The organism is Bradyrhizobium sp. AUGA SZCCT0158 (assembly GCF_018130065.1).
Lineage (GTDB): Bacteria > Pseudomonadota > Alphaproteobacteria > Rhizobiales > Xanthobacteraceae > Bradyrhizobium.
The window spans coordinates 270,795-296,393 of sequence record NZ_JAFCME010000009.1 but is presented as its reverse complement, the minus strand read 5'-3'; the positions used below and the strand labels follow the sequence as shown (position 1 = coordinate 296,393).

Sequence of the window (25,599 nt, the reverse complement as noted above, 5' to 3'; positions counted from 1 at the left end):
GCTTTCGCCTACCCGACAGCTTGACACCTGCAACGGGTGCCAGGACCACACGGTTTTGCCGTACGCTTATCCACGCCGTCGTCTCAGCGTAAACAATCGTCCACCGCAACCCGTCCAACGTCCGTGACGACGGCCGACGCCCTTCTGACCAGGACGGGATGGCGACATATGTGCACCTGATTTGCCATTCTGTAAAAGCGAAATTTTGCCCGACGGGCCAATTTGTCGCATCGGGGAATGACGAGGCAGGTGTAGGTCGGTGCGTTCATCCGGGCTACGGGGCGCTCTACCGAGCCCGCAGTTTGTAGCAAAGCGTAGCGTGCCCACCATTCAGGCCATCGAAGTAGATGGTGGGCACGGCGCAAGTGCGCCTTTGCCCACTCTACTTGGCTCGCAGTGCGAGAATCTTTTCGGCGGCGCGCAGATGCGGCTTGTCGATCATCTTGCCGTCGATCTTGACGACGCCGGAGGCCGGATTGTCGTTGAAGGCTTTGACGATCTTCTCCGACCAGGCGATCTCTTCGTCCGTCGGCAGGAAGGCGGCGTTGACGACATCGACGTGCTTGGGATGGATCACCGCCTTCGCCAGAAAGCCGTCCTGACGCGCGGCGATCGATTCTTCCCGCAGGGCGTCGAGATCATTGATATCAGTGGCAATGGTATCGATCGCGACGACGCCGGCAGCCGCGGCGCTGATCAGGCAGAGGTCGCGTGCCAGCAAGAACGGCCCATGATATCGGCCCGCGGTCCGGTTGCGTGAGGCGCCAAGGGACGCAGCGAGATCCTCCGCGCCCCACATCATGCCCCACAGCCGAGGGCTCATGTTCTCGAAGTCGAGCAGCTTGAGCACCGCCCGCGCGGTCTCCGTCGCCACCGTCACGATCCGGGTGGTTCCGTGTTCGATGTCAGATGCGGCTTCGAACGCATCGAGGTACAGCGACAGTTTGTTAACATCGGCGGCACCAGCGCATTTCGGCAGCACCACCCCATCAGGCTTGCCCGGGATCACGGCGGCGAGATCGCCCAGCGTCATGCCGGTATCGAGCGCATTGATGCGGACATACATTTTTTGGACGGGGTTCCGCGCAGCGAGCATTTCCCGCACGGTGCGCCGCGCCCCGACCTTCTCGTCCGGCGCGATCGAATCCTCGAGATCGAGGATCAACGCATCGGCCGCGGTCTTCCTGGCATTTTCGAACTTGCGCAGGCTGTCGCCGGGAACGAACAGGAACGATCGCATCAAATCACGCCTTCGGTTTGCAATGCATCAGACCGGTGCGGCGACAACTGGCGACCACCTCCCCGCGCTGATTGGTCATGGTGTGTTCGAACTCGACGATCCCCTGCGTCGGCCGAGACTTGCTGGCGCGCTTGGAGATGATCTTGGTATGGGATTTCAGCGTATCGCCGTGAAACACCGGTTTCGGGAATTTGACGTCGGTCATGCCCAGATTGCCGACCGTCGTGCCCAGCGTCGTGTCATAGACGCTCATGCCGATCATGATGCCGAGCGTATAGAGGCTGTTGAACAGCCGTTGGCCGAACTCGGTATTCTCGGAGAAATGCGCATCGATATGCAGCGGCTGCGGATTCATCGTCAGCAGGCTGAACATCGTATTGTCCATCTCGGTGACGGTCCGGCTGAACTCATGATGAAATTCCCGGCCGACCTCGAACTCCTCGAAATATAGTCCCGCCATCAGCGTCCCTTGTAGTTTGGCGTCCGTTTCTCGACGAACGCATTCAACCCTTCCTGACAATCTTCCGTCGTCGCTACAAGCGCAAAGCTCTCGGCCGTGTTCTCGACCGAACGGCGGAAATCGGCATCGACCGCGCGCATGAAGGAATCGCGGCCAATCTTCATGACGATCGGCGACTTGGCGGCGAGCTTCCGCGCAATATCGCGGGCGCGCTCAAGCGCGGTGCCCTTCGGCACCACTTCACTCAAAAGACCCATGCGGAATGCAGTCGCGGCATCAAAGGGCTCGCCCAGAAACAGCGGACCAAATGCCTGGTGTTTTCCGACCAGCCGGGGCAGCTGCACAAAGTGGATCGCCGGGATCAGCCCGACATCGATCTCCGGATAGCCGAAGGTCGAGGCGTCGCCAGCGATGATCATGTCGCAGGAGATCGCAATCGTCATGCCGCCGGCCCGCACCGCGCCGTCGACCGCGGCAATGGTCGGCTTGCCCATCCGATACTGGGTATCGTTCAGCGCGAAGTACAGCCGCTCGAGGAATTTCTTGGTTTCAATCCCGGGCTTGCCCCTGACGATGTCGAGATCGAGCCCCGCACAGAACACCTTGTGCAGGCTGCCGATGATGACTGATGATACCGACGGATCGTCCTTCGCTTTCTGCAGCGCCGCCAGCAGTGCATCGATCAGCGGCATGCTGAGCGCGTTGACCGGCGGCCGGTCCAGCATGATCTCCGCGATCTTGTCCGAGACGGAGTAGCGAATGAGTTCAGCGCTCATGATGCCGCTTCCTTATTGTCAGGCCTGACGCACCGCGCCGGCTGCGATCAAATCTTCGATGGTGCCACGATCGAGCCCGACCTCGGTCAGGACCGCAACGCTATCCTGTCCGATGTCAGGCGCGGGGCAAAGTGCGTCTTCGGAAAGACTGGCAATACCCGGCGTGCGCGGCGTGTAGACCGGGCCGACGCCGGGGGTATCCTGGCACACCGACGCGTTGGTCGCTTCGACGTGAGGATTGCGCAGCCACTCCCCTGGATTGAGGATGCGTTCGGCAATGATATCGGCCGCATGCAACCGCGACAGCCAGACGTCGGTCGGGCGCGCCAGGAAAACCTCGCGCAGCTGCGAGATCAACGTGTCGGCCGCGTCGGCCCGGCTGGCGAAGTCCGCAAAGCGCGGATCGCTGGCGAGGTCGTCGCGCTCGATGGCGGCACACAGCCGCTTGTATTGCGGTTCGTTGACCAGCGTCACCATCATCCAGCCATCGCTGGTCTGATAGGAACCTGCCGGCACGTTAAGCGCCCGCGGTGCGCCGCCTTCCAGAATATGCTCGGCGACCTTGTGGCCGAGCAGCGCCGCCGTCGACTGGCAGAGATTGACGTCGATCCAGCGGCCGGTGCCGACGGTTGCGCGCGCGAACAGCGTGGTCGCAATCGCCTGGAAGGCGTAGACGCCGGTCACGACGTCGGAAACTGTGGTGCCGACCCGGTGCGGCGTGTTGTCGTTGCCGAGGTTTACTGACACGAGACCGGAGAATGCCTGTGCAACGGAATCAGAGCCCGGCCGTCTTGAGTAGGGTCCGCTCTGCCCGAAAGCACTGACAGACAGATAGATCAGGCCGGGATTGTCTCGCGAGAGCTCCTCGTAACCGATCCCAAGGCGAGCAGCCACGCCGGGGCGAAATCCCTCGATCAGGACGTCGCAATCTTGCGCCAGCTGCCGGGCGATTGCGATCGCGTCCTTGTGCTTCATGTCGAGACAGAGGCTGCGCTTGCCGCGGTTGTAGACCGCCGACAGCGTCGTATGGTTTCCGTAGGTCGTTCCCAGGAAACGCGACCAATCCCCCTCCGGCGGCTCGACCTTGATGACGTCAGCGCCGTAGACGCCGAGCAGCATCGCGCAATAGGGCGACGCGATGCCCTGCCCGAAATCCAGCACGCGCAGACCCCGGTACGGTGCCTCATGCGTCGGCGATAGCGTACGCTTGATAGCCATTTATCCTCCCACAGCCGGACGGACCGAAAGCTACAGCGCCAGATAGCGCTGACGAATGTTTTCGTTGGCTTTCAGCTCTTCGATACCGGATGTGTAGACGATCTGGCCCTTGTCGATAACCGTCGCGTGGCTCGCAAGGCCAAGGCAGAAATGCATGTTCTGCTCGGCGATCAACACCGTGGCGCCGGTGCCGCGGAGCTGCCGCAGCAATTCGCCGATCCTTTGCACGATGATCGGCGCCAGCCCCTCGCTGGGCTCATCCAGCAGCAGCAGCGCCGGATTGCCCATCAGGGTGCGGGCAATCGCCAGCATCTGCTGTTCGCCGCCCGAGAGACGTCCCGCGATCCGGTGCCGCAAGGGCTCCAGCAGCGGAAATACATCGTAGATGCGCCGGATCGACCATTCGTCCTGGCCATCGGGGCCTTTCTTGGCGCCGATCTCCAGATTGTCTTCCACCGTATGCTCGGGGAAAATCTGGCGATCCTCCGGCACGAAGCCGAGGCCGGCGCGGGCGATGTGATGCGGCTTCAGCCCGGATACCGTCCTGCCCCGCAGGGTGACCTTGCCGCGGCGCGCCGGCGCCAGGCCCATGATGGCCTTCATCGTGGTCGACTTACCGGCGCCGTTGCGGCCGAGCAGCGCCATGGTCTCGCCCTGCCGCACCGACAGGCCGACGCCAAACAGGATCTGGCTGCTGCCGTAGAAAACGTCGAGGTCCTCGACCTGCACCACCGGCTGCGCGCTCATATCGCGGCCTCCGCGTGATGTTCGGTGCCGAGATAGGCCTCGATGACGGCCTCGTTGCGACGGACTGCATCGGGCTTGCCGGTGGCGAGAATCCGGCCGTAGCACAGCACCACGATCTCGGGCGCGATCTTGAACACGATATCCATGTCGTGCTCGATGAAGACGACCGTGATCTTCTGTTTCTCCCAGAGCTCCCTGACCTTGTCGATCATGCGCCAGCGCTCTTCGGTGCCCATGCCGGCGGTGGGCTCGTCGAGCAGCAGGACCTTGGGATCGAGCACCAGCGCCAGCGCGATATCGAGCAGCTTCTGGTCGCCATGCGACAGCGTCGCCGCCGTCCGGTTACGTTTGCTGGCAAGCCCCAGCAATTCCATCGCCTGCTCGGCGCGGTCGCGGGTTTCAGCCAGCGGAAATCTTCGATGCATGACGCTGGCACGGCGCTGGTCGGCCCCGACGGCGGCCAGCATCGTCTCCTGCACCGTGAGCGAGGGAAAAATACTCGCAACCTGGAACGCGCGTCCGATGCCGTGGCGCACGATCTCGGGCGGCGAGCGCCCAGCCAGGTCGACGCCATTGAGCAGGATCTGACCGGAATCCGGCTTCAGCGCCCCGGTGATCAGGTTGAAAAAGGTGCTCTTGCCGGCACCATTGGGGCCGATGACAGCGGTCAACGAACCGTCAGCAAAGTCCAGCGTCACGTTGTCGGTCGCCTTGACGCCGCCGAAAGATTTCGAGAGTGCGCGAATTTCCAGCATGGCTAGCCATTCGCCTCCCGAAGTCCGCCATAGGTGCTCCATGATGTACCGGCCAACCAGCCGCAATCGACCGGCAAATTGGCGCCCGTGATCGCGGACGCGGCATCGGAGGCAAGAAAGGCGACCACACGCCCGATTTCGGAAGGATCGACCAGACGGCGCAGCGCGGCATTGGCTGATAGCGCGGAGACATCCCGCTCGCCACGATCAATCGCGTTCTTCAGCGCCGGCGTCAGCGTATAGCCCGGAGAAACCGCGTTCACCCGCACGCCGGAGGGGCCCCACTCCGCGGCGAGGCATTCGGTGGTCGCAATCACGGCCGCCTTGGCCGGGGCGTAGGCATGTAACGGCATCGAGCGCATGCCGGCGATCGAGGCGATGTTGACGATGCTGCCGCGTTTGCGCGCGATCATGCGCCGGGCAAAGGCGAGGCAGGCGACATAGGTGCCGCGCTGGTCGACACGAACGACGTCGTCCCAGGCCGACATAGGCAAATCGTGCGGCCGCACCGGCACCTGGATGATCCCGGCACTGTTGACGAGCACATCGACCGGCCCGCATTCGCGCTCGATCGCTTCGGCACAGGCCTCGACGCTGGTCTCGTCCCCGACATCGGCGAAATAGGCCTTGCCGCCAAATTCCGCGGCGACATCCCCGGCCTTCGCCAAATCGCGATCGACGACCATCACGAGATCGCCGCTTGCGGCGAGCTCCCGCGCGCAAGCCGCGCCAATCCCGCTGGCGCCGCCCGTTACCACGCTGACCCGCGCTTTTGCCGCCGGGCTCATGACGTGCGCTCCCCGGAACGCTCGCGGCGCTGCACGTACCATTCGATCACGAAATCCATCAGGCCTTTGCGCAGGCCGATGGCGAAGAACAGGATCACAATGCCGAGAACGATGCCGTGATACTCGGTCACACGGGTGACGGTATCGTTGAGGATCAGGAACAGCGCGGTGCCGACCATCGGCCCCAGGAATGTGGTCACGCCGCCGAGCATGTTGATGAAGATGCCTTCGCCCGAAATGGTCCAATAGGCGAATTCCGGATAGGCGCCCGACACGAACAGCGCCATGATCATGCCGCCGGTCGAGGCGAACAGCGCCGCGAGCACGAAGATCGTCAGTTTGGCGCGCCAGACGTCGATGCCGATGAAGCTCGCCCGCGTGGCGTTGTCGCGGATCATGCGCAGCGTGTAGCCGAACGGCGACTGCGCGATCTGATGCATCAAAAACAGCCCGATCACCAGCAGCGCGCAGCTGACAATGTACAAATGCAGATGGTTCGACAGATCAATGCCCAGGAATGGCGGCCGGGGAATGCCGCCGCGCAAGCCCTGATCGCCGCCGGTCAGCGACACCCAGGACAGGATAGTCGAATGGATCAGCATCTGGAACGCCAGTGTCACGAAGGCGAAATAGATTTCCTTCAGCCGCACGCAAATCGCGCCAATGACGAGCGCGACGACAAACGTGATCGCCAGCGTTGCCACGAAAGCCACGGGGACGGCGACACCGGTCTTCTGCATCATCAGCCCGAAGCCATAGGCGCCTAGGCCAAAGAACATGCCGTGGCCGAACGACGTCAGGCCGGTGTAACCGACCAGAAGGTTGAGCGATGTCGCGAACAGCCCATAGGCCGCGCAGCGGATCACGAAGTCGAGCAGGAATTTACTGCTGGTGAGCATCGGCAGCAGGGCAAGCACGACAAAGACCGCAAGCGCAATCAGCGCATCCCGGTTGGGGCGCGGCTTTGACTTGGTAACGGAGTTGTCGAGCACCTTGCTCGCCTGTTCGGCCTGCAATTCGGTCACGCGACCTCCTTGCCGAACAAGCCGGTCGGGCGGGAGACCAGCACGATCACCATGAACAGATACATCAGGCCTTCGGTAAACAGGGGAAAGCCGAGCGAGCCAAACGAGCGGATCATGCCGATCAGGAGCGCGCCGATCAGCGCGCCCAGGATCGAGCCCATGCCGCCGATCACGGTGACGATGAAGGATTCGATCAGCACCGAAAATCCCATCCCCGGTGTCAGTGATCGCACGGGTGCGGCGAGCGCGCCGGCCAGTCCCGCCAGCATGCCGCCGAGCGCGAACACGCCGCCATAGATCAGGCCGGTATTGATGCCGAGCGCGGACACCATGCCCGGATTATGCGCCGCGGCGCGGATCACCTTGCCGATCCGGGTACGGGCAAGACCAAGGCCGAGAATGATCGCGGCCACCAGCGCGACGGCGATCAGCAGCAGATAGTATGGCGGCACCACGCCGCCGGCGATGAACAGCGGCGGAATCTGGAACGCCGCCGGCATGCCCATCGACTTGAATTCCGGGCCCCAGATCATCCGTACGACATCGTCAAATATCAGCACGAAGGCGTAGCAGACGAGGACCTGCATCAGCACGTCGCGGCCGTAGACCCGGCTCATGAAGACGCGTTCGAAGATCAGGCCCAGCAGCGCGGTGCCGGCCGCACCGCACAGCATCGCCAGCGCAAAGCTGCCGGTTAGCTGATAGGCCGTCATCGCGAAATAGGCGCCGAACATGTAGAAAGCGCCGTGGCTGAAATTCACCACCTTGAGCACGCCGAAGATCAGCGTCAGCCCGACGGCGACGAGAAACAGCAACATGCCGATGATGAAGCCGCTGGTGGTTTGCGTCACCAGACAGGCGGAGCTGGCGAGGCAGCCGGTGAGTGTATCGAGATCCAAGGAAAATATCCGTTACGGCGTGCCGGAAGATCGGCGCGTGAAATCACCATGGGGCGGTGAACGGAGGCGGCCTGCGCTGCCTCCGTTTCGCAGGTAGATCAGGTGTAACCCTTGCTCTTCTTCCACTCGGCTTCGAGCTCGAGAATGGTCTTCCAGTCGCCCGGCTTGACCTCCGGGACGTAGGGCTCTTGCGGGATCGTCGTGCCCCAGCCGATTGCATAGCCGATCAGGGTCTGGTCCTCGGCCCGCATCGTCACGGTGCCGTCGGCGCCGAACGGCGACTTGATCTTGAGGCCACGCAATGCCTCCGCAAGCTTCTTGCCGTCGGCGGAGTTCGCCTTCTTTGAAGCCTCGGCGAGCAACATGATCGCGGTTGCATTCTCCCACGACCAGTTGGTCGGGTACTCGCCGTATTTCGCCTTGTAGGCATCGCCCCAGGCCGCATTCTCCGCGGTCGCGGGATAGGTCTTGATGTAGCGATTGCCGGAATGAATGCCCTTGGGCAGATTCTTCACCACCGTGAGGGCGGTGTAGTCGGCCATGTTGACGGCGAACACCTCCATCTGGGTGAACAGCGCGTAGATATTGGCCTGATCGATGTAGGAAGTCAGGTCACCGCCCCACAGGCAGGAATACAGCGCCTGCGGCTTGGCCTGCAGGATCTTGGTGACGACCTCGGTGTAATCAGGCTGGAACAATTTTGGCCAGGACTCGCTGATGATCTCGACGTCAGGCGCGAAGCGCTTCAGGTATGTCACGTATTCGCCCGTGGTGTCGCGGCCATAGGCGTAGTCGGGCGAGCACGTCGCCCATTTCTTCAGGCCCTTGGCCTTGGCGATCGCCGCCGCATAACTGCCCCCGACGATCGAGTCATGCACGCCCTGGCGCGCGGTGCGGAACGCATTGGGAATGTGCTGCTTGGGATCGGCGGTCAGCGACGACGTTTCCGAATTGGTGTGGATGCAGAGCACGCCGAGATCGCGCGCGACCTCGTGCACGGCGAACGCGCCCGATGACGCCTCGGCATCGATCAGGAGTTCGCAGCCATCAGTGTTGACCAGTTCGCGCGCCACGCGGGCGGCTTCCTGCGGCTGTCCTTTGGAATCGCGGATCACCATCTCGATCTGCCGTCCGGCGAGGCCGCCGGCGGCGTTGACCTTCTCGACTTCCAGCATCACGCCGTTGCGCGATGACGTTCCGAGTTGCGCCACGCGGCCGGAGAGAATGGTCGGCATGCCGACCTTGATGGTCTTGGCCTGCGCCCGCGCCACCCACGGTGTCGCGAAAGTCACGGCACCGGCGCCCATCAGCGCCAGCGTTGAACGGCGGCTGATGCCCGGTTTGCGGGTTCTCGTCATTATTCCCTCCCTCTTGGGTTTGCGTTCCCAGTTTCCTGCCCAAATCCCAGCCGGGGATCGTGTTGCCCCCGTCCTCACAAGATTTCAGAGCAAAGGGGGTGACGTCAAGCCAAATATGAATTACGAGTCATAATTCATCTAACGGGAGATCAGGCCGGAATCCGGCCTTTTGAGCCGAGAAATGATCAACCTTTCGAGCTTCATCGCGTTTCACGCCAGGCGGACGCCGGGCCGCTGTGCGCTGAAATATCGCGGCGAGGAGATCTCCTACGCCGACTTCCACCGCCGCATTGGCCATGTGGGCGGCTGGCTCGCCGCGCGCGGCATCGGCGCCGGCGATGTCGTCGCGGTGCTGATGAAGAACAGCACGGCGTTTCTCGAACTGGTGTTTGCGACCAGCCACATCGGCGCGGTGTTTCTGCCGATCAACTATCGGCTGTCGGCCGACGAGGTCGGCTACATCGTCGGCAATTCCGGCGCACGCATTCTGATCGCGGACGAAGAGCTGGCCGGCATCGCAGCAGGAAACGTTCCCGTGCTGCTGCTCGATGAGGCCGCGCAATCCGGCATCTCGCGGCTCGCGCCTGACATCGCCCCCGCCCCGGCGCATCCAAGACAACCGCGCGACCTGATGCGGCTGATGTACACGTCAGGCACCACGGACCGGCCCAAGGGCGTGATGCTCACCTATGAGAACATCTATTGGAAGTCGGCGGACCAGACGCTGGTGCTCGGACTGAACGCCGAGACGCGGTTGCTGGTGGTCGGCCCGCTCTACCATGTCGGCGCGCTCGATCTACCGGGGATCGCGGTGCTGTGGCACGGCGGCATGCTTTCCATTCACCGCAACTTCGAACCCGAGCAGGCGCTGGCGGCGATCGAAGCCGAGAAACTGAACGCGGCATGGTTCGCGCCCGTCATGACCACGGCGATCCTCACCTGCCCGACCCGCGACAGCTTTGACGTCTCGAGCCTGCGATGGGCGATCGGCGGCGGCGAGAAGACACCGGAAGCGCGCATCCGCAGCTTCTCCGAATATTTTGTGAACGCCCGCTATATCGACGCCTATGGCCTGACGGAAACCTGCGGCGGCGACACTTTTATGGAGCCCGGCCGTGAGATCGAAAAGATCGGATCGACCGGTCGCGCTATTGCGCATGTCGAGATCGAAATCCGCGACGATGCCGGCCATCGCCTTCCATCCGGCGCGAATGGCGAGATATGCCTGCGCGGACCAAAGGTCACGCAAGGCTACTGGAAAGATCCCGAGAAAACCGCAGCCGCTTTCTTCGGCGACTGGTTCCGCACCGGCGACGTCGGCTATCTCGACGAGGACGGCTTCCTCTACCTCACCGATCGCAAGAAGGACATGATCATCTCCGGCGGCGAGAATATCGCCTCTTCCGAAGTCGAACGCGTGATCTATGAACTGCCGCAGGTGCGCGAATGCGCCGTCATCGGCATGCCGGACGCTCGCTGGGGCGAGAAGCCCGTCGCCATCGTGGTGCTGGGAGAAGGCGCCGCGCTGGAGCTGCCTGCCCTCACCGATCATTGCCGCGCGCGGCTCGCCGGCTTCAAGGTGCCGAAGCAATTGATCATCCGCGACAGCCTGCCGCGTAACCCGTCCGGCAAGGTGCTCAAGCGCGTGCTGCGCGCCGAACTGGAGGCTTCATGACGCAGGCAACGCGAGCCAATTCCGGCAAGGTCACAAAACTCAACCGCGTCGAGCGCAACGCCTGGACCAAGCGCAAGATTTTCGATGCCGCGACCAAGATCGTCGGCAAATACGGCTATGCCGAAGCCTCGGTCGCCCGCATCACCGAGGAAGCCGGCGTCGCGCAGGGCACGTTCTACAATCATTTCGAGAACCGCCAGGAACTGCTGGATCAATTGCTGCCGAAAATCGGCATCGACATGGTGCGCTTCATCCGTGCGCGCACCGGCACGGCACAGACCGCGCAGCAGGAAGTCGAACGCTTCAGCGCCTTCTTCGACTTCATCCGCGAGGTGCCGGAATTCCTGCGCATCCTCAACGAGGCCGAGTTCTTTGCGCCGATCGGCTACCAGAAGCATTTTGATAATATCTCGACGGCCTATGTCCGCATCCTGAAGCGTGCGCGGCTTGCCGGCACCGTTGACAGCTATAGCGACGAGGAATTCGAGGCCATCGTCCAGATATTGATGGGCGCGCGCGGCTACCTCAGCCGGCGCTATTCCTATTCGGACGGCGCGGTCACGGCGGTGCCCGACCATGTCATTTCCGCCTACCAGAAGCTGATGACGCGCGGGCTTTTCAATTCAGCCGGCAAAGGCAACGACCATGAACGCTGAGGGTATCGTTCTCGTCACCGGCGGAAGCCGCGGCATTGGTGCTGCCACCGCCATGCTTTTGGCCGAACAGGGCCAGCGTGTTGTGATCGCTGACATTGCGCCGGAGCCACTGGCCGGCATCAGGACGATCCTGTGGCCTGCCCCGTTCGATGTCGCCAGCGAGAGCGCAGTCGTGAGCGGCATCGCCGATATCGAGGCCGCGCACGGCCCGATTACCGGCCTCGTCAATGCCGCCGGCGTGTTCGGCAAGATGCATCCGGTCGAGCGGGTGCGGATGGATCAATGGGACCGTGAGGTCAATATCGACCTGCGCGGGACATTCTTGGTCGCCCGCAGCGTCGGCGTCAAAATGGCCGAGCGCAGGCATGGCGCCATCGTCAATGTCGCCTCGGTCGCGGGCATGACGTCAGGTCCGATCCACGCCTACACCGCCGCCAAGGCCGGCGTCATTCAGATCTCACAGACGCTTGCCGCCGAGTGGGGCCGTACCGGCGTGCGCGTCAATGCCGTCTCTCCCGGCTTCACCCGCACCGCGGCGCTCGAAGCCGGCATTGCCTCCGGCGCGCTGAACAAGCGCCTGCTCGAAAGCCCGACTGCGATGAACCGGCTGGTCGAGCCGATCGAGGTCGCACAGGCGATTGCGTGGTTGCTGTCACCGATGAGCAGCGGTGTCACCGGCATCAACCTGCCGGTCGACGCCGGCTATATCGCCGGCACCACCTGGGCCGCCTATGGCGGCCTGCGCGAAGCGCCGGACGCGTAACAAGGATACCAGCATGAACATCGAAATGCCCCGCCAGAAACTCGATCTCGCATCAGCCATCGCCGAAGGCGACATCCGCGTGCTGCTGATGGTGCTGGTCCACATGACCGGCGATGAACGCTGGCTGGAGCCGCCGTACAAGCCGCGTCGCGACGTTCGCCTGATCCCCGATCCCGAGGCCGGCTTGCCCCGCGAAGTGCAGGACGAAATTCGCGCGGCTGTCGTGAAGCTGTTCGCCAATGGTGAGCCCAAGCCTGTGATATCGGACCCCGGCGACGAATTGATGCTGAAGATGATGCGCGCGACTCTCGGCGAAAACGTCACGCCGGAATATGCGCCGCTGATGCGCGAGGAAATGGGCTTTATCCCCCGCGACATCAGCTGGAGCAAAGCTCCGGCCGACGACAAACTGGCGCAGCAGCATGTGCTAATTGTCGGCGCCGGCGTCTGCGCCATCGCGCTTGGCGTCGCGCTGGGCCGCCTCGGCATTCCCTACACCATCGTCGAGAAGAACGCGGAACTCGGCGGTACCTGGTATGTCAATCGTTACCCCGGTTGCGGCGTCGATACGCCGAACCACTCCTATTCCTTCTCGTTCGGCGCGAGAAATCCATGGACGCGCTACTTCGCCCAGCGTCAGGAATTGCTCGACTATCTCAAGAAGGTCGCGCTCGAATACGACATTCGAAAACACCTCCGCCTCAACACCGAACTGACGTCTGCGCGCTGGGATGAGAACAAGCGGCGCTGGATTTCGACGCTGAAGACGGCTGACGGAGAGGAGATCTTTGAATCGACGACCCTTGTCAGCGCGATCGGCCAGCTCAACGACCCATCGCCCGCGCATTTCAAGGGCGAGGAAGATTTCAAAGGGCAGACGCTGCATTCAGCGCTATGGTCGGACGAAATCAAGCTCGACGGCAAGCATGTCGCTGTCATCGGGACCGGCGCCACCGCGATGCAACTGGTGCCGTCGATCGCCGACCGGGTGGCATCGCTGACCGTCTATCAACGGACCGCGCAATGGGCGCGGCCGGTCGCAGGCTATTCCGACCCGATCAGCGACGGTGCGCAATGGCTGCTCGCCCACCTGCCGTTCTATGTGCAGTGGTACCGCTTCAACATGTTCTGGCGCTACGGCGACGGCCTGCTGCCGTTCCTGCGCAAGGATCCGAACTGGCCGCATCCCGAGCGCGCCGTAAACAAGGGCAACGACCGCCACCGCGAGGAGTTGACGGATTTTATCCTGTCCGAACTGAAGGACCGTCCCGACCTGATTGAAAAATGCGTGCCAACTTATCCGCCCTACGGCAAGCGCATCCTGCTCGACAACAACTGGTTCAAGACGCTGACAAAACCGAATGTCGAACTGGTCACCGACAGCATCGACCATTTCGCAGCCGACGGCATTGTCGCGTCGGACGGCAAATCGCGCCCCGCCGACATCATCGTAATCTCGACCGGCTTCAAGGTCACCGAGATGGCAGCGCGCCTCAACATCACCGGCCGTGACGGCAAGGACCTCAGGCGGGCCTGGGCCCACGATAATCCGACCGCCTATCTCGGGCTCACCGTGCCTGACTTTCCGAACTTCTTTGTCATGCTCGGCCCGAACTCCGGGCCCGCGCATGGCGGCAGCGTGATCTTCCAGTCGGAGTGCCAGAGCCGCTATATCAGTGCCTGCCTGGTCGAGATGATCGAACGCGACATCGCCGCGATCGATGTTCGCCGCGATGCGCACGATCAGTACATTGAAAAGGTCGACGCCGAACATGAGCAGTTGATCTGGTCTCATCCGGGCATGACGACTTACTATCGCAACAGTCAGGGCCGCGTGTTCTCGGCGATGCCGTGGCGGTTCGTCGATTACTGGGCGATGACTCATGATCCCGACTTCAACCAGTATCACCAGACCAAGGCGTGAGTTCATCGCTTTAATGGCGATCGAGAGCGGAACCATCTTCCATTCGGCGGGCGTATGCACGGGAACCCAAGTGCGATTTTTCGCAGCATAAACTTGACACCTGACGATATCTGCCGCAGCATTTGTCATGCTGCACCTGTCGGGGTGAACGGAGCGTTCGGCTCCCCGCTTCGCAGGAATTGGCGACCGATCATGTGATCGAACTGCAAGCAGCGGATGCGGACATAAGTCCGTCGGCCCACTCTTGGAGAGGAGCATGACGCCACCGGCTCAAGCCAGTGACCTTGCTCGACGGCAAGGTCTCGACGCAATTGGGTGAACAGCAGCTGCTAACCCTGTTGCGCCGCTCTAAAAATCCAAACATATCGGCAGGATCGGAGCGCAAAGGCCACGCGCTTCTCGATACTGAAAATGTACTGGTGTGTACCAGAAATCCTTCGCCTATAACGAAGATGTAGGGCCCCGCGATGCCTTAGATGCACCGGGGCCCATTCGTTTGTCTCCCCATTCGTTTGCCTCGATGACACCCTTCAGCAATCAATCACCCTTCAGCAATCAATAAGGTCCCGCAGATTGCTTCCGTCGTCCGGATCGGAAACAATTGCCCGATCGGGACAGGGAACGGCGATGGAGAAACCGCGCGTACGCATCTACACCGACTATAAGAGCCCCTACGCCTTCGTTGCCAACAAGCGGCTGTTCGAGCTCGAGGACGAACACGGCGTCGAGCTGGAATGGTTGCCCTATACGCTACGGGTCGCTGAATTCATGGGCACCGTGGAAGAGCGTACGCCGCATTTCTGGCGCAAGGTGCGTTACGCCTACATGGATGCGCGGCGCTATGCCAATGCGCAGGGCCTCATCATGAAGGGCCCGCGGCGCATCTATGATGCCTTCTATGCCAGCGCCGGCATGCTGTTCGCGCAGCGTCATGGCCTGTTTCGTTCCTACCACGACACGGTGTTCCGGCGCTTCTGGAGCCATGATCTCGAAATCGACGAACTGTCGGATATTGCCGGCGTGATTGCATCCGTTGGCGGTTCGGCCGAGGAATTCAAAGCCTACGTCCACGGTCCGGCTCGGGCCGAACATGACCGCATCATCGGCGAGGCGGAGGAACTCGGCGTGTTCGGCGTACCGACCATGGTGTTCAACGGCGAACTGTTCTGGGGCGGCGACCGCATCGACCTGTTGATCGAGCGCATCAAGAACCCTGACTCGATCGCAGCCGCACTGGGCAGCCGGCACCGGAAATGACCCACCGTCTGTGTTTTCAATCTGTTTACCAAGTTTGGCTAACCTGTCTGGTGGTTGAAACGCCGGAACCGGGGCATGTTCAGAGAAAGCCTCCCGATCGCTTATGATGCGCCTGCCGACCTGAAAAAATGGCCCTCGCTCAGGAATGAGCGGGTCACCAGCAAGACGCCGTATCTCGTTTACAACGGAACATTGGCGGACTGCATCCGGCAATTGATGGCTAAGCCGATCAAGCAGATTTCGCTCTACGACATCGTCACCGAACGCCAGCCGGCATTTGACGGCAATGTGCTTTCACCAGGCGACGCCGCGGAAATCGCGATGCGCAAGGATTTTCCGAAGGACTGAGCTTCTCAAGTGTGATGAGCTTAGGTGGGCACAGGCGGGTGCTAGTCGCTTACTGCAACGAACGGCGATACGAAGTGACACCGCAGCCGGGTCGGAAATGACCGAACCAGACAAATTGAAATAACGCGGGGCAGCAAGTTTAATCTATAGCCGCCAGACCGTAAGAACTTCCATGGTGGAGTTCGAAATGCGGTTAAGGGTCATTCACTTTCTCGGCGCCTTGGTGGTTTGTCCAGGCTTGGTTACCCCGGCCTGGGCCAGTTCCGAATGGATAGTCGCGCGGATGGCCGGCGCGTTGCGCGTGGACGCCACTTGGGACCAAGTCAGATCGCACATGCTGCCTTCGTTCTATGCGAGCAACCCCGGTGATCGCGGGGTCACCGCGGAGGGTATCGACAATCTGCGCAAAATCTCGGTTGCGCAGCGGCGAACGCAGGCCATCACCCAGATTCTGGTTTACGATCTCGACGGCAACGGAAATGTCACGAAAGAAGAAGTCATCACCGCGATGGAGCCCCGGGCGCGGCACATGATAAGCGCCAACGGCGTGCAGCTCGAGCCGAGCCCGCAACAGATTCGCCTTCAGCTCGAAAAACTCGTCAGCGACGCTCTCAAACCGGACGCTGACAGCAACGGCGTCATAACCGCCGCAGAGATTGAGCGCGAAGCGCAAAGACAGGCGGAGCAGGCCAACAATGGTTGGCAGCAAAGCGTCTCGCCCCAATTCGTTCCAATGACGCTGGACACGAACCGAGATGGAGCCGTCTCTCTTGCCGAATACGAGGCGGCGGTACGGGAGCAATTTGACGTCGTCGACCAGGATCGGGACGGTCGCATATCAGCGGGCGAGACCACAAGTTTCGGCAAGCTTCTCAGCGAGGCAAGGCAAGCGACGCAGCGCGCGCGTGAAGCCCAGGCCCGCACCCTGAAACTGGAGGCCGCCACGAAAGAATGCCAGATACCCGCTTCGCCACCCGGCATCAAAATGGTGTTTCTGGGAGCGCATCAAGGCAAGGCCCTATCCAACGCCTGGATAGGAACCCAGAATCGGGTGACGTACGTGACGACCGTTGAGATCGCGCAAGGAAGCGAGCCGATCTATTTGGTGTTGGCGAGCGAACGCGCAATGATTTGGGACATCGTTGGCGCGAATGAGCGCATTGCCGGCGTCGTGGCCCACGCCGAAGCCGTAGTCGGGACCGCCAATGCGAACGGTGATCGAAAGCCCCTCGTCGGGATCATGGGCGTTCCGCGTGAAAGGATACGCTTCACCGCACATCCGGGATGTCTGGTAACGCCGACGGACGCAACCATGAAGGACGGTAGCGCCCAGCAAAGCGCGGCATTGCTGCTGGGACGTGCTCCAGACGAGATCGGCGGCGAGCATAGTGCGGGGAGCTTCCGTATTCCGGCCGCGAGGCATTTCGGCGATCGGCCGGTTCGAAATTCCATCCAATTGCCAAAGGAAGGGTTCGGCGAATTGCTGTGGCGTGAAGTCCGGGAGGTCTACCCTGCCGGACTTGCACAGATCGACATGGACTCGGTGATCTCGGCTCATCCGGTAAAGCGCTACTCCGTTCTGCCCGATCGCGCCGGACTCGCTGAGCTGGTTGACGCTGGCGCGCTTGCGATTATCGGGACGAGCCGCGGCTTCAGGATCAATGGCGGCGACGTCAAGCCGTTCACCGTGCCTGACCGGTTTAGAATATCCGGAAAGCTCAGACTTCCCGCTGGCGCTGCCGGGACATTCATCTTGCCGCGCCGGACACCGCCGCCGGAAGGTGACTTGAACGAGGCCTGCGTTCTGTCAGAGGAGGACATGAAGCCCATCAGCGGATCGCGAACGGGGTGCAGCTAGGAACGACGATCTATCGGTAGGCGGCCTAGCCAACCGTCAAGTGGGGCCAACACCCGGTACGCTCCAGCACGGGCCTTAGCACGGCCCGGTCCCTCGCACTGAGCGCTGCGAATTTGTCGCGCAGCTGTTGCAAACACTTCACCTGATATTTGAATGGCGCCAGCGTATAAGGCAGGCCCCAGACGTTGATCTCCAGCCGATCGAGACCATTTTCAAAAGCCTTCGCGTTGGCGACGAGGAATGGCAGATAGAGTTCGCCGGCGATCCGCAGCAGCGCCTCGGCCATACCGCTGAGTGCCTGTTCGCGCGGATACCAATCACCCTCGACGCCCGAAGCGTCGTCCAGCCGCCGCACCCAATGATCGGTAAAGGGCGCCTTCTCGCGCATGATCCGCATCGGCGTCGGATCGGTCGCCATTTCGCTGAGCTGGCCGAACCAGGCGAAATCGGCAAGCGACGGCCGGCTGCCGAACAGATAGCTGGTCATGCCGACATGCGACTCGAACGCCGCAAGCATTCGCAAGTAGCTTTCCTCGAGCAGCGGCTTGTTCTCCGTAGTCGCACCGAGAATAACCATTCGCGAAATCTGCCGCTGGCGGAACTGCTCGATTTCCTCCGGGCTGCCGGTCGCAGCCTCCGACACCGACCACTCTTCGCCGGCCCAGCGCGAGACATACGCCTGATCCTCCGGATCCCACCATCGATACAGAAACAACGGCTTGACCGCCCATTCGTCGGCGAGATCTTCCAGCAGGTCGCACACGAATGCGACCGCCTTGTCGTCGGGGATGACGGACCGTACCTGATGACGGCGCTCCAGATCGTAGGCCAATGTCGTGGTTTCGCCACGAAACGTGCCGTCAGGATATTGCAGCACCGGGATCAGGTTCGGCCGCAGATGTTCGGTCGCCCTGCGCAGCGCCTTGGTCATGATGACCCAGTCAAAGGGAATCCGGCGATAACGCATCAGCGCGCGCAGCTTGATGGCGTAAGGCGACGCCGTCGATCCGATCAGCCGATAGCGGCCTTCAGTCATGGTACTCCCTCGACCGTCCCAAGCCTGAACGCCGGACAGGCGATACTGGCATCGAGGCGGATTTGCGCCAACCGGCGCATTCGGATTTCGCCCGTCAGACCTGCAATAAACCGGCATGGCTTGCCTTGCGGCGCAGCGAGTTCTGCAGCTATCGTGCGCCTGAATTATCGGGCGCTGCCCGACACCCAGTAAATTCCGCCCAGTGGAGAAACGCCATGAGTCCCCCCGTGAGTTCGCCTGCCATCAAGGTCGTGAGATCGGTTCGCGAGCAGGTCAGTGCGGAGGAATGGCAGGCACGAGTGGATCTGGCAGCCTGTTATCGCCTGACGGCGATGTACGGGATGACCGAGATGGTTGCCAACCACATCTCCTGCCGGGTGCCGGGAACTACGGACCAGTTCCTGATCAACGCATACGGCATGCTGTACGAAGAAATCGACGCTTCCAGCCTGATCAAGGTCGATGTCAACGGCAACACGATTCTTAATGCGTCGGACTACGACGTCAACGTAGCCGGCTTCGTCATTCACAGCGCCATCCATATGGCCAAGCACGACATGGATTGCGTGGCGCATACGCATACACCGGCCGGTATGGCCGTCTCGGCCATGGAATGCGGGCTGCTCCCGCTAACGCAAACTTCAATGCGGTTCCTCCACATCGCCTATCATGATTTTGAGGGCATTGCCGATAACGTCGACGAGCGCGCGCGGCTGGTGCGAGACCTTGGCGATCATGAAGCCATGATCCTGCGCAATCACGGCCTGCTCGTCGTAGGCCGCACCGTTCCGGCAGCCTTCAATGTGTTGTTCCGCCTTGAGCGAGCTTGTCAGGTTCAGGTCATGGCGCTGTCCTGCAATACCAAGCTGGTTTACCCGCCAAAGGACATCCTCGAAGATACATACGAGCGTATGCAGCCGAAGCCAGGCCGGGGTGCGCGCAACGGCGATCTCGCCTGGCCAGCGCTGTTGCGCAAGCTTGATCGTGCCGATCCATCCTATCGCAACTGAGACGTCGTTCCGGCCCATTGAACACCGCACGAACTTTGGGCGGGCGTTGCCTGTAATTTGATCGCACATACCGTCGCTAAATCGCGGATGCTGGTCGTCGATGAGGCGATAGGTGCGTCCCGATGAAGACGTTCATTCGAGTGGTTGAACTGTGGGTACCGGACCGGACCCGCACGCGACTGGAATTTGGCGGCAGTCTTTGCAGCGAGGAGTATTCGGAGTTCAAGGCCGTCAGCGAAAACGCGCTGTTCGCCTACGACGAAGGGTTGCCCGGCAAGGCCTGGGCCTCCGGTCATCCGGTCATTCTTACCAAATTTGCCAACTCCTACTTCAAACGGACCGACGAGGCGATCGAAGCCGGGCTGACCTGTGGCGTGGCGCTGCCGGTGTTCGCCGGTGAATTCCTGATGGCTGTCATGGTGCTGTTCTGCGGCGACGACGAGAAGCACGTCGGCGCCATCGAGCTCTGGCACAATGATGCCGACGTCAGCCACGAAATGGGGCTTGTCGACGGCTATTACGGCACGGCCGACATGTTCGAGTTCAATTCACGGCACACCAGGTTTCCGCGGGGCTTTGGCCTGCCCGGACGGACCTGGAAAGCCGGCATGCCGCTGATCATTAAGGACCTGCACAATTCCAAGCGCTTCCTGCGCTGGGAAGAAGCCTCCGAAATCGGCATCAATTGCGGTGTCGGCATTCCCTACACGACGTCACCTGAAAGAACCTGGGTGATGACGTTCCTGTCCGCGCAGGCGACCCCGATCGCCAAACGTTTTGAAATCTGGGTGCCCAATCCATCGCGATCGGCACTGGTCTTTCATTCCGGCGATTGCAGCAAGAATACCGAGCTTGAATCGATCTACGCGTCAAAGAGCATCGGCAAAGGCGAAGGCAGTATCGGTGGAGCCTGGGCGACGGGCATGCCGGCGATCAACGAGCATCTGAAGGTCGATGAGTCAGTTGCGGCGCAGGCGGCGCGTGCGGCCGGGATGAATCAGATCGTCGTGCTGCCGGTGATCGAGAACGCCCAGCTCAAGGCCGTCCTCGCCTGGTATCTCTGAACGATCGGATCAACGCGCCATAGGCTGGCGCAACGTCCCGAAGAAGTCCCGCACCTCGCGCACAAACAGCTCAGGCTGCTCGAAGGCAGCGAAGTGACCGCCTTTCGGCATTTCGCGCCAGTGCCGGATATCGGTATAGCTTCCTTCCATCCACCGCCGCACCGGTGTGACGATCTCCTTGGGAAACACGGCAACCCCGCTCGGGATCGTGACCTTGTGGAGCGTCCGGCGCTTCGGCCCAAAACTCTCCCAATAGAGGCGCGCCGATGAGGCCGCGGTCGCCGTCACCCAATACAGCATGACATTGTCGAGCAGTTCGTCGCGGCCGAGGATGTTCTCGGGATGCCCGTCGCAATCGGTCCAGGCCCAGAATTTCTCGAGGATCCACGCCGCCTGGCCGCTCGGCGAATCCGTCAGCCCATAGCCCAGGGTTTGCGGCCGGGTCGATTGCTGCTTGGAATAGCCGGAATCCCAGTCGGCATAGTATTTGATGCCCTGCAGCGCCCGCGCTTCCTCCGGCGTCGGCTGTCCGTCCACGTTGGGGCGCGCCGACATCGCCAGCGTGATGTGAATGCCGGCGCAATGTTCGCCATCCTGCGCGCCCAGCGCGGTGGTCACCGCCGAGCCCCAGTCACCGCCTTGCGCGCCATAACGCGCATAGCCAAGACGGTTCATCAGCACCGCCCAGGCGGAGGCAATGCGATCCACGCCCCAACCTGCCGTGGTGGGTTTGGCCGAAAAGCCGAAGCCGGGCAATGACGGGCAAACGACGTGAAACGCGTCGGCGGCATTGCCGCCGTATGCGGTCGGGTTGGTGAGCGGCTCGATCACCTTGTGGAACTCGACCACGGAGCCCGGCCAGCCATGGGTGATGATCAGCGGCATCGCCTGCGGATGCGGCGAGCGGACATGCAGGAAGTGAATGTCGAGCCCGTCGATTTCGGTCGTAAACTGCGTAAAGCGATTGAGGCGTGCCTCGCGGGCGCGCCAGTCGTATTCCTCGGCCCAGTACCGGCAGACGTCCTTGATCCATTTCAACGGCGCGCCCTGGCTCCAGTCGTCGACCAGTTCGGCCTCCGGCCAGCGCGTGTTCCGCAGCCGTGACTTCAGATCATCGAGCACATCGTCGCCGACCGAGATGCGATAGGGTTTGATTTCAGCGCTCATGAAGAATTCTCACAATGCCTGATGGCAAGCTGCAATCACATCCTGCCGACTTCATATGCGTGACATTACGCAGACGCGTCAGCTTGATGCAAATTGACGGGCCGGTCGAGACGTTCCGGAGCGCTGTCGATTGCTCCTCCCTTGACCTTGCGGCCGTTGTGCGGCGCTGGCGCGTCAGGGCGCCAGACGCTGCTTGAAAAACCCCAAAATCTCCTCGCGGGCTGCGATGGTCGGCTGGCCGGCCTCGTCGATCAGGTGAGCGGTCACGACACTGTGCGGCGTCGTGACGTAGCGCTCGAAGAACTCGGGAACATCGGTGTTCGCCGCATTGTCGGGAAGCACCCGGCCGATGAAGCGGTCGCCAAGCGCCTCCTGATAGGCCGCAAAGCGTTGCGCCATGCAAAACTTGTCGCCCTCGAAGCGATAGGCCAGCACGGTCAGATCTTCGCGATCGAGCCGTTCGCGCACCGCCTTGACTTCGTCCGGCGCGATTTCGATGCCGGCTGGATCGTTCAGCGGCAGCGACGGCTGGGACAGGACCGGCGCCAGCATCGACGGCTCCAGCATCATCGTCAGCGCGAAATTTCCGGTAAAACACATCCCGATGGCGCCGACGCCGGGACCGCCGCACTCCCCATGCGCAAATCTCGCCAGCGACCGCAGCCACTTCGTCACCGGGCTTGACTGGTTGGCAGCCAAGGCCCGAAACTCGGCGCTCACGCAGGCGCGTTGAAACACGGCGGTGCCCTCTTCCACGTTGGGAACAGCGCCATCGCGGCCGAACAGTGAAGGCATGTAGACCGTGAACCCGGCGTCGCGAACCCAGCGGGCGAAACGCGCGACGTAAGGGCTGATGCCCGGCATCTCCGTCATCACGATGACCGCAGGACCGCTGCCGGCCACATGTACAGCCTTGCTGACACCGTCGAGTGCAATCTCGCGGCGCTCGAAATCCTCGAGCGGGTCATCCTGCTTCATGGATCGCTTTGGCATTTGGCGTCACTCCCTGCGCGCGCAACGATCGGCGCCGCCGGATTTGACGACGCCGCGTCAGCCTTGATGCCGATCATTGCGATTCGGCGCCGGATTGCCTAGTGTCAAAAATGACATTAATCGGGGATTTTTGGACATGACCAGGGTGACGGTCGTTGAAATCGAGGGCTGCCTGGCTTCCGGCGCCGCCATCACCCATGACGTGATGGCGACGGCCAACCAGATCAGCAGGAAGGCCAGACGCACTTTGGCGTTCGATGTCACGACGGTGCGCTTGGGCCCGCGCCGGAAGCGAGAAAGGCTGCGTGGCGCCGACCTCGTCATTGTCCCGGGTCTTGGCCTCGGAGTTGCGTCAGCGGACGAACTCGACGCGAAACTGAAGAGCCCGGCCTGCCGGCATGCTTGCGACATGCTGATTCAATCGTTCGAAGCCGGCGCCGCGCTCGCCGCGGCGTGCGCAAGTACTTTCCTGCTCGCGGAAACCGGATTGCTGGACGGCCGGCGGGCGACCACGACATGGTGGCTCGGCCCGCTGTTCCGCGAGCGCTATCCGATGGTCGAACTGGCGAGCGACCGGATTGTCGTCGCCGATTGGCCGATTGCGACCGGCGGCGCGGCGATGGCGCAGATGGATTTGATGCTTGCCATCGTCGGCAAGTTTGCCGGACCGAAGCTGGCCAGCGCCTGCGCCAATTATCTGCTGCTGGATGAACGGCGCTCCCAAGTGCCGTTCATGGCGATCAATTATCTGGCGAGCCAGGACCCGAAAATCGCCAGAGCGGAAAAATGGGTGCGGGAAAATATCGCACGCGATTTTGCCATCGACGAACTCGCCGAGGCCGTCGCACTCGCGCCGCGCACCTTTGCCCGGCGCATCGCGGCGACCTGCGGCGTTTCGCCCATTCAGTTCATTCAACGCATCCGCCTTGAGACCGCAAGAACCCTGCTTGAGACCACGCGCCTGTCGGTCGAACAAATTTCCCGGCAGGTAGGCTATGCGGAGCCGTCCACCCTTCGCCGCCTGATCCGGCGCGACACCAAACGTTCACCCGGGCATTTCCGGCCTGCGGCCTGAATCATCGCCCGCGGGGATTCCTTGCGATCGTCCTGCCGATAAGTTCGGCGCCGGCATCGATTTCGGTTTCATTCCAGGCGGCGAATCCAAGGAACAGCCCGTGCTCGGCGGCCTTTCCAGTGAAGTGACGGGAAAGCGGCCGCGCCGTAATGCCAACCTTGGCCAGATCGGCCACGAGACGGCAGTCATCCGATCCCGGTTCCAGCCGGGCGAGAAGTTGCATGCCGCCGGCCGGCGGCGTGACCGTGAGCTTGCTTCCGGCCGCTGAAGCCAGCGCATGTGTCAGCCGGTCACGGCGGCCGCGATAGATGCGGGTCATCCGGCGAATATGGGCTGCGAAATCGCCGTCGCCGATAAACTCCGCCAGCGCGAGCTGCACCGCACCCATCACCATCTGGCCGGTATGCCGCTGCATCCTCTCGAATGTCTCAACGAGGCCGTCGGGCACGATCGCGTAGCCCACGCGGATATCCGGCAGCATCGGTTTCGAGAAGGTCCCGACATAGAAGACGTTGCTGGCCGTATCGATACCCTGCAACGCAACCACCGGCCGACCGTCGAAATGAAACTCGCTGTCATAGTCGTCCTCGATAACAGCCGCGCCCGCTTCCGCGGCGAATGCCAGCAGTTCCTGCCGCCTCTTGATCGGCATCAGCCTGCCCGTCGGGTATTGATGCGAGGGTGTGCAGAAAATCAGCCGCGGACGATCGTTGCGCCCTGCCAGGCGCAATCCGCTCCGATCCAGCGTCATTCCCTTGACCCGCGCACCGGTCGCCTCAAGCGCCACGCGCGCGCCGCCATATCCCGGGCTTTCGATCCACGCCAGATCGCCCTCATTGAGTATGACCCGCGAGATCAATTCGATGGCCGCCTGGGCCGACGATGTAATGATCAACCTTCGCGCGTCGGCCTTGACGCCGCGATGCTCCACGAGATGACTGAGCAACGCCGCGCGAAGAGCCGGATGGTTGGCCCTGATTCCCGCCGCATGCCTGCTGCGGGCCGCACGGCGCAGGCAGCGCGCCCACACCTCGTGTGGAAACTCGCGGGCATCGGCGAGCCCCGGAGCAAATGGCCGCGGGCTGCCTCCTTCGTTCGTGAAGTGCCAGTCCGACCGGCTGACCTGCCTGGCCCAACGGGAGACCCGCATGAAGCCGGAAGGCTCATGATCCGGAGACTGATCAGCGGAGACAAGCTGCATCTTCTCGACCGCCGCGACCACCGGCCGGCGTCCGCGTGCGACCACGATGTAGCCTTCCACCGCCAGCTGATCGATGACGGTGGAGATCGTGTTTCGCGAGACCCCGAAATCTTCCGCCAGCACCCGGCTGGACGGCAGCCGGTATCCTCGCGGCAAGGCGCCCGACAGGATTGCGGCGCGCAGGCGATCGTAGATCTGACGTGTCAGGCTGCCGCCATCCTGCGGGACGAACTTCAGATCGATCGTTCCGGAGAGCAGGCTGGACAAAACTGGCTCCATAATTTTCTTGAAAATGGACCTATCAAT

General features: G+C 62.1%; 24 protein-coding genes. 10 read left to right on the top strand and 14 right to left on the bottom strand.

Annotation, left to right across the window (positions count from 1 at the left end; all coding sequences use genetic code 11):
- Window positions 1-382: 382 nt before the first annotated feature.
- The 10 genes from JQ574_RS15960 to JQ574_RS15915 all read right to left on the bottom strand — a co-directional run bounded on the left by JQ574_RS15960 (window position 383) and on the right by JQ574_RS15915 (window position 9,266).
- The gene (locus tag JQ574_RS15960; RefSeq protein WP_212211196.1) at window positions 383-1,240 is read right to left on the bottom strand and encodes a CoA ester lyase; all 858 of its coding nucleotides are present in this window, start codon (window positions 1,238-1,240) and stop codon (window positions 383-385) included.
- Between the two features lie 4 nt (window positions 1,241-1,244).
- Window positions 1,245-1,700 (bottom strand): MaoC family dehydratase, encoded by a 456-nt coding sequence (locus tag JQ574_RS15955; protein ID WP_211998688.1) that lies wholly within the window; start codon window positions 1,698-1,700, stop codon window positions 1,245-1,247.
- Entirely contained in the window at window positions 1,700-2,476 is a 777-nt protein-coding gene (locus JQ574_RS15950) for an enoyl-CoA hydratase/isomerase family protein (protein ID WP_212211194.1), read from the bottom strand. Before JQ574_RS15950 ends, JQ574_RS15955 begins: the two co-directional genes overlap by 1 nt.
- 18 nt (window positions 2,477-2,494) lie before the next feature.
- Window positions 2,495-3,694 carry a CaiB/BaiF CoA-transferase family protein gene (locus JQ574_RS15945; protein WP_212211192.1) on the bottom strand — a complete coding sequence of 400 codons (1,200 nt, stop codon included), beginning with the start codon at window positions 3,692-3,694 and terminating at the stop codon, window positions 2,495-2,497.
- A 30-nt stretch (window positions 3,695-3,724) separates the two neighbouring features.
- A complete protein-coding gene (locus JQ574_RS15940) occupies window positions 3,725-4,441 on the bottom strand; it encodes an ABC transporter ATP-binding protein (RefSeq protein ID WP_211998685.1) in 717 nt (238 codons plus the stop codon).
- Entirely contained in the window at window positions 4,438-5,196 is a 759-nt protein-coding gene (locus JQ574_RS15935; protein ID WP_212211190.1) for an ABC transporter ATP-binding protein, read from the bottom strand. Before JQ574_RS15935 ends, JQ574_RS15940 begins: the two co-directional genes overlap by 4 nt.
- Before the next feature lie 2 nt (window positions 5,197-5,198).
- Window positions 5,199-5,984: an SDR family NAD(P)-dependent oxidoreductase gene (locus JQ574_RS15930; RefSeq protein ID WP_212211188.1), complete on the bottom strand. Its 786-nt coding sequence runs from the start codon at window positions 5,982-5,984 to the stop codon at window positions 5,199-5,201.
- Window positions 5,981-7,009: a branched-chain amino acid ABC transporter permease gene (locus tag JQ574_RS15925; RefSeq protein WP_409363427.1), complete on the bottom strand. Its 1,029-nt coding sequence runs from the start codon at window positions 7,007-7,009 to the stop codon at window positions 5,981-5,983. The genes JQ574_RS15930 and JQ574_RS15925 overlap by 4 nt, the downstream gene beginning before the upstream one ends.
- Window positions 7,006-7,908 carry a branched-chain amino acid ABC transporter permease gene (locus JQ574_RS15920; protein WP_212211186.1) on the bottom strand — a complete coding sequence of 301 codons (903 nt, stop codon included), beginning with the start codon at window positions 7,906-7,908 and terminating at the stop codon, window positions 7,006-7,008. Before JQ574_RS15920 ends, JQ574_RS15925 begins: the two co-directional genes overlap by 4 nt.
- Before the next feature lie 98 nt (window positions 7,909-8,006).
- A complete protein-coding gene (locus JQ574_RS15915; protein ID WP_212211184.1) occupies window positions 8,007-9,266 on the bottom strand; it encodes an ABC transporter substrate-binding protein in 1,260 nt (419 codons plus the stop codon).
- 181 nt (window positions 9,267-9,447) lie between these two features.
- Here JQ574_RS15915 and JQ574_RS15910 point away from each other — a divergent pair, with 181 nt between their 5' ends.
- The 7 genes from JQ574_RS15910 to JQ574_RS15880 all read left to right on the top strand — a co-directional run bounded on the left by JQ574_RS15910 (window position 9,448) and on the right by JQ574_RS15880 (window position 17,747).
- Window positions 9,448-10,941, top strand: coding sequence for an AMP-binding protein (locus tag JQ574_RS15910; RefSeq protein WP_212211182.1), 1,494 nt, complete (start codon window positions 9,448-9,450; stop codon window positions 10,939-10,941).
- Window positions 10,938-11,597, top strand: coding sequence for a TetR/AcrR family transcriptional regulator (locus JQ574_RS15905; RefSeq protein WP_212211181.1), 660 nt, complete (start codon window positions 10,938-10,940; stop codon window positions 11,595-11,597). Before JQ574_RS15910 ends, JQ574_RS15905 begins: the two co-directional genes overlap by 4 nt.
- Entirely contained in the window at window positions 11,587-12,360 is a 774-nt protein-coding gene (locus JQ574_RS15900; protein WP_212211180.1) for an SDR family NAD(P)-dependent oxidoreductase, read from the top strand. The genes JQ574_RS15905 and JQ574_RS15900 overlap by 11 nt, the downstream gene beginning before the upstream one ends.
- Before the next feature lie 13 nt (window positions 12,361-12,373).
- The gene (locus JQ574_RS15895; protein ID WP_212211178.1) at window positions 12,374-14,284 is read left to right on the top strand and encodes an NAD(P)/FAD-dependent oxidoreductase; all 1,911 of its coding nucleotides are present in this window, start codon (window positions 12,374-12,376) and stop codon (window positions 14,282-14,284) included.
- Between the two features lie 627 nt (window positions 14,285-14,911).
- Window positions 14,912-15,541 carry a 2-hydroxychromene-2-carboxylate isomerase gene (locus JQ574_RS15890; RefSeq protein ID WP_212211176.1) on the top strand — a complete coding sequence of 210 codons (630 nt, stop codon included), beginning with the start codon at window positions 14,912-14,914 and terminating at the stop codon, window positions 15,539-15,541.
- Between the two features lie 75 nt (window positions 15,542-15,616).
- Window positions 15,617-15,889 carry a hypothetical protein gene (locus tag JQ574_RS15885; RefSeq protein WP_192738695.1) on the top strand — a complete coding sequence of 91 codons (273 nt, stop codon included), beginning with the start codon at window positions 15,617-15,619 and terminating at the stop codon, window positions 15,887-15,889.
- Window positions 15,890-16,061: 172 nt separating this feature from the next.
- Window positions 16,062-17,747 (top strand): EF-hand domain-containing protein, encoded by a 1,686-nt coding sequence (locus JQ574_RS15880; RefSeq protein ID WP_212211174.1) that lies wholly within the window; start codon window positions 16,062-16,064, stop codon window positions 17,745-17,747.
- Between the two features lie 25 nt (window positions 17,748-17,772).
- On the opposite strand, the gene JQ574_RS15875 is transcribed toward JQ574_RS15880, so the two are convergent.
- Window positions 17,773-18,783 carry a glutathione S-transferase N-terminal domain-containing protein gene (locus JQ574_RS15875; RefSeq protein WP_212211172.1) on the bottom strand — a complete coding sequence of 337 codons (1,011 nt, stop codon included), beginning with the start codon at window positions 18,781-18,783 and terminating at the stop codon, window positions 17,773-17,775.
- Window positions 18,784-18,998: 215 nt separating this feature from the next.
- Between JQ574_RS15875 and JQ574_RS15870 the strand changes: the two genes are divergently transcribed.
- Both JQ574_RS15870 and JQ574_RS15865 read left to right on the top strand, forming a co-directional pair.
- Window positions 18,999-19,793, top strand: coding sequence for a class II aldolase/adducin family protein (locus JQ574_RS15870; protein ID WP_212211170.1), 795 nt, complete (start codon window positions 18,999-19,001; stop codon window positions 19,791-19,793).
- Between the two features lie 122 nt (window positions 19,794-19,915).
- Entirely contained in the window at window positions 19,916-20,857 is a 942-nt protein-coding gene (locus JQ574_RS15865; RefSeq protein ID WP_212211168.1) for a GAF domain-containing protein, read from the top strand.
- A 9-nt stretch (window positions 20,858-20,866) separates the two neighbouring features.
- Here JQ574_RS15865 and JQ574_RS15860 read toward each other — a convergent pair whose 3' ends face one another.
- Both JQ574_RS15860 and JQ574_RS15855 read right to left on the bottom strand, forming a co-directional pair.
- Window positions 20,867-22,024, bottom strand: a complete 1,158-nt coding sequence (locus tag JQ574_RS15860; protein ID WP_212211166.1) for an epoxide hydrolase family protein — start codon at window positions 22,022-22,024, stop codon at window positions 20,867-20,869.
- A gap of 174 nt (window positions 22,025-22,198) precedes the next feature.
- Window positions 22,199-23,017 (bottom strand): dienelactone hydrolase family protein, encoded by an 819-nt coding sequence (locus JQ574_RS15855; RefSeq protein ID WP_212211165.1) that lies wholly within the window; start codon window positions 23,015-23,017, stop codon window positions 22,199-22,201.
- 136 nt (window positions 23,018-23,153) lie between these two features.
- Here JQ574_RS15855 and JQ574_RS15850 point away from each other — a divergent pair, with 136 nt between their 5' ends.
- The gene (locus JQ574_RS15850) at window positions 23,154-24,092 is read left to right on the top strand and encodes a GlxA family transcriptional regulator (RefSeq protein ID WP_212383680.1); all 939 of its coding nucleotides are present in this window, start codon (window positions 23,154-23,156) and stop codon (window positions 24,090-24,092) included.
- A gap of 1 nt (window position 24,093) precedes the next feature.
- On the opposite strand, the gene JQ574_RS15845 is transcribed toward JQ574_RS15850, so the two are convergent.
- Window positions 24,094-25,572 carry a PLP-dependent aminotransferase family protein gene (locus tag JQ574_RS15845; RefSeq protein ID WP_212211163.1) on the bottom strand — a complete coding sequence of 493 codons (1,479 nt, stop codon included), beginning with the start codon at window positions 25,570-25,572 and terminating at the stop codon, window positions 24,094-24,096.
- Between the last annotated feature and the right edge of the window lie 27 nt (window positions 25,573-25,599).

Excerpts from the sequence above, each read along its gene's own strand:
- JQ574_RS15880 (WP_212211174.1), top strand. The coding sequence starts at position 16,062 with ATGGTGGAGTTCGAAATGCGGTTAAGGGTCATTCACTTTCTCGGCGCC.
- JQ574_RS15870 (WP_212211170.1), top strand. The coding sequence starts at position 18,999 with ATGAGTCCCCCCGTGAGTTCGCCTGCCATCAAGGTCGTGAGATCGGTT.
- JQ574_RS15945 (WP_212211192.1), bottom strand. The coding sequence starts at position 3,694 with ATGGCTATCAAGCGTACGCTATCGCCGACGCATGAGGCACCGTACCGG.
- JQ574_RS15885 (WP_192738695.1), top strand. The coding sequence starts at position 15,617 with ATGTTCAGAGAAAGCCTCCCGATCGCTTATGATGCGCCTGCCGACCTG.
- JQ574_RS15895 (WP_212211178.1), top strand. The coding sequence starts at position 12,374 with ATGAACATCGAAATGCCCCGCCAGAAACTCGATCTCGCATCAGCCATC.
- JQ574_RS15850 (WP_212383680.1), top strand. The coding sequence starts at position 23,154 with ATGACCAGGGTGACGGTCGTTGAAATCGAGGGCTGCCTGGCTTCCGGC.
- JQ574_RS15960 (WP_212211196.1), bottom strand. The coding sequence starts at position 1,240 with ATGCGATCGTTCCTGTTCGTTCCCGGCGACAGCCTGCGCAAGTTCGAA.
- JQ574_RS15930 (WP_212211188.1), bottom strand. The coding sequence starts at position 5,984 with ATGAGCCCGGCGGCAAAAGCGCGGGTCAGCGTGGTAACGGGCGGCGCC.
- JQ574_RS15935 (WP_212211190.1), bottom strand. The coding sequence starts at position 5,196 with ATGCTGGAAATTCGCGCACTCTCGAAATCTTTCGGCGGCGTCAAGGCG.
- JQ574_RS15910 (WP_212211182.1), top strand. The coding sequence starts at position 9,448 with ATGATCAACCTTTCGAGCTTCATCGCGTTTCACGCCAGGCGGACGCCG.
- JQ574_RS15900 (WP_212211180.1), top strand. The coding sequence starts at position 11,587 with ATGAACGCTGAGGGTATCGTTCTCGTCACCGGCGGAAGCCGCGGCATT.
- JQ574_RS15860 (WP_212211166.1), bottom strand. The coding sequence starts at position 22,024 with ATGAGCGCTGAAATCAAACCCTATCGCATCTCGGTCGGCGACGATGTG.
- JQ574_RS15955 (WP_211998688.1), bottom strand. The coding sequence starts at position 1,700 with ATGGCGGGACTATATTTCGAGGAGTTCGAGGTCGGCCGGGAATTTCAT.
- JQ574_RS15865 (WP_212211168.1), top strand. The coding sequence starts at position 19,916 with ATGAAGACGTTCATTCGAGTGGTTGAACTGTGGGTACCGGACCGGACC.
- JQ574_RS15845 (WP_212211163.1), bottom strand. The coding sequence starts at position 25,572 with ATGGAGCCAGTTTTGTCCAGCCTGCTCTCCGGAACGATCGATCTGAAG.
- JQ574_RS15950 (WP_212211194.1), bottom strand. The coding sequence starts at position 2,476 with ATGAGCGCTGAACTCATTCGCTACTCCGTCTCGGACAAGATCGCGGAG.
- JQ574_RS15905 (WP_212211181.1), top strand. The coding sequence starts at position 10,938 with ATGACGCAGGCAACGCGAGCCAATTCCGGCAAGGTCACAAAACTCAAC.
- JQ574_RS15875 (WP_212211172.1), bottom strand. The coding sequence starts at position 18,783 with ATGACTGAAGGCCGCTATCGGCTGATCGGATCGACGGCGTCGCCTTAC.
- JQ574_RS15890 (WP_212211176.1), top strand. The coding sequence starts at position 14,912 with ATGGAGAAACCGCGCGTACGCATCTACACCGACTATAAGAGCCCCTAC.
- JQ574_RS15940 (WP_211998685.1), bottom strand. The coding sequence starts at position 4,441 with ATGAGCGCGCAGCCGGTGGTGCAGGTCGAGGACCTCGACGTTTTCTAC.
- JQ574_RS15915 (WP_212211184.1), bottom strand. The coding sequence starts at position 9,266 with ATGACGAGAACCCGCAAACCGGGCATCAGCCGCCGTTCAACGCTGGCG.
- JQ574_RS15855 (WP_212211165.1), bottom strand. The coding sequence starts at position 23,017 with ATGCCAAAGCGATCCATGAAGCAGGATGACCCGCTCGAGGATTTCGAG.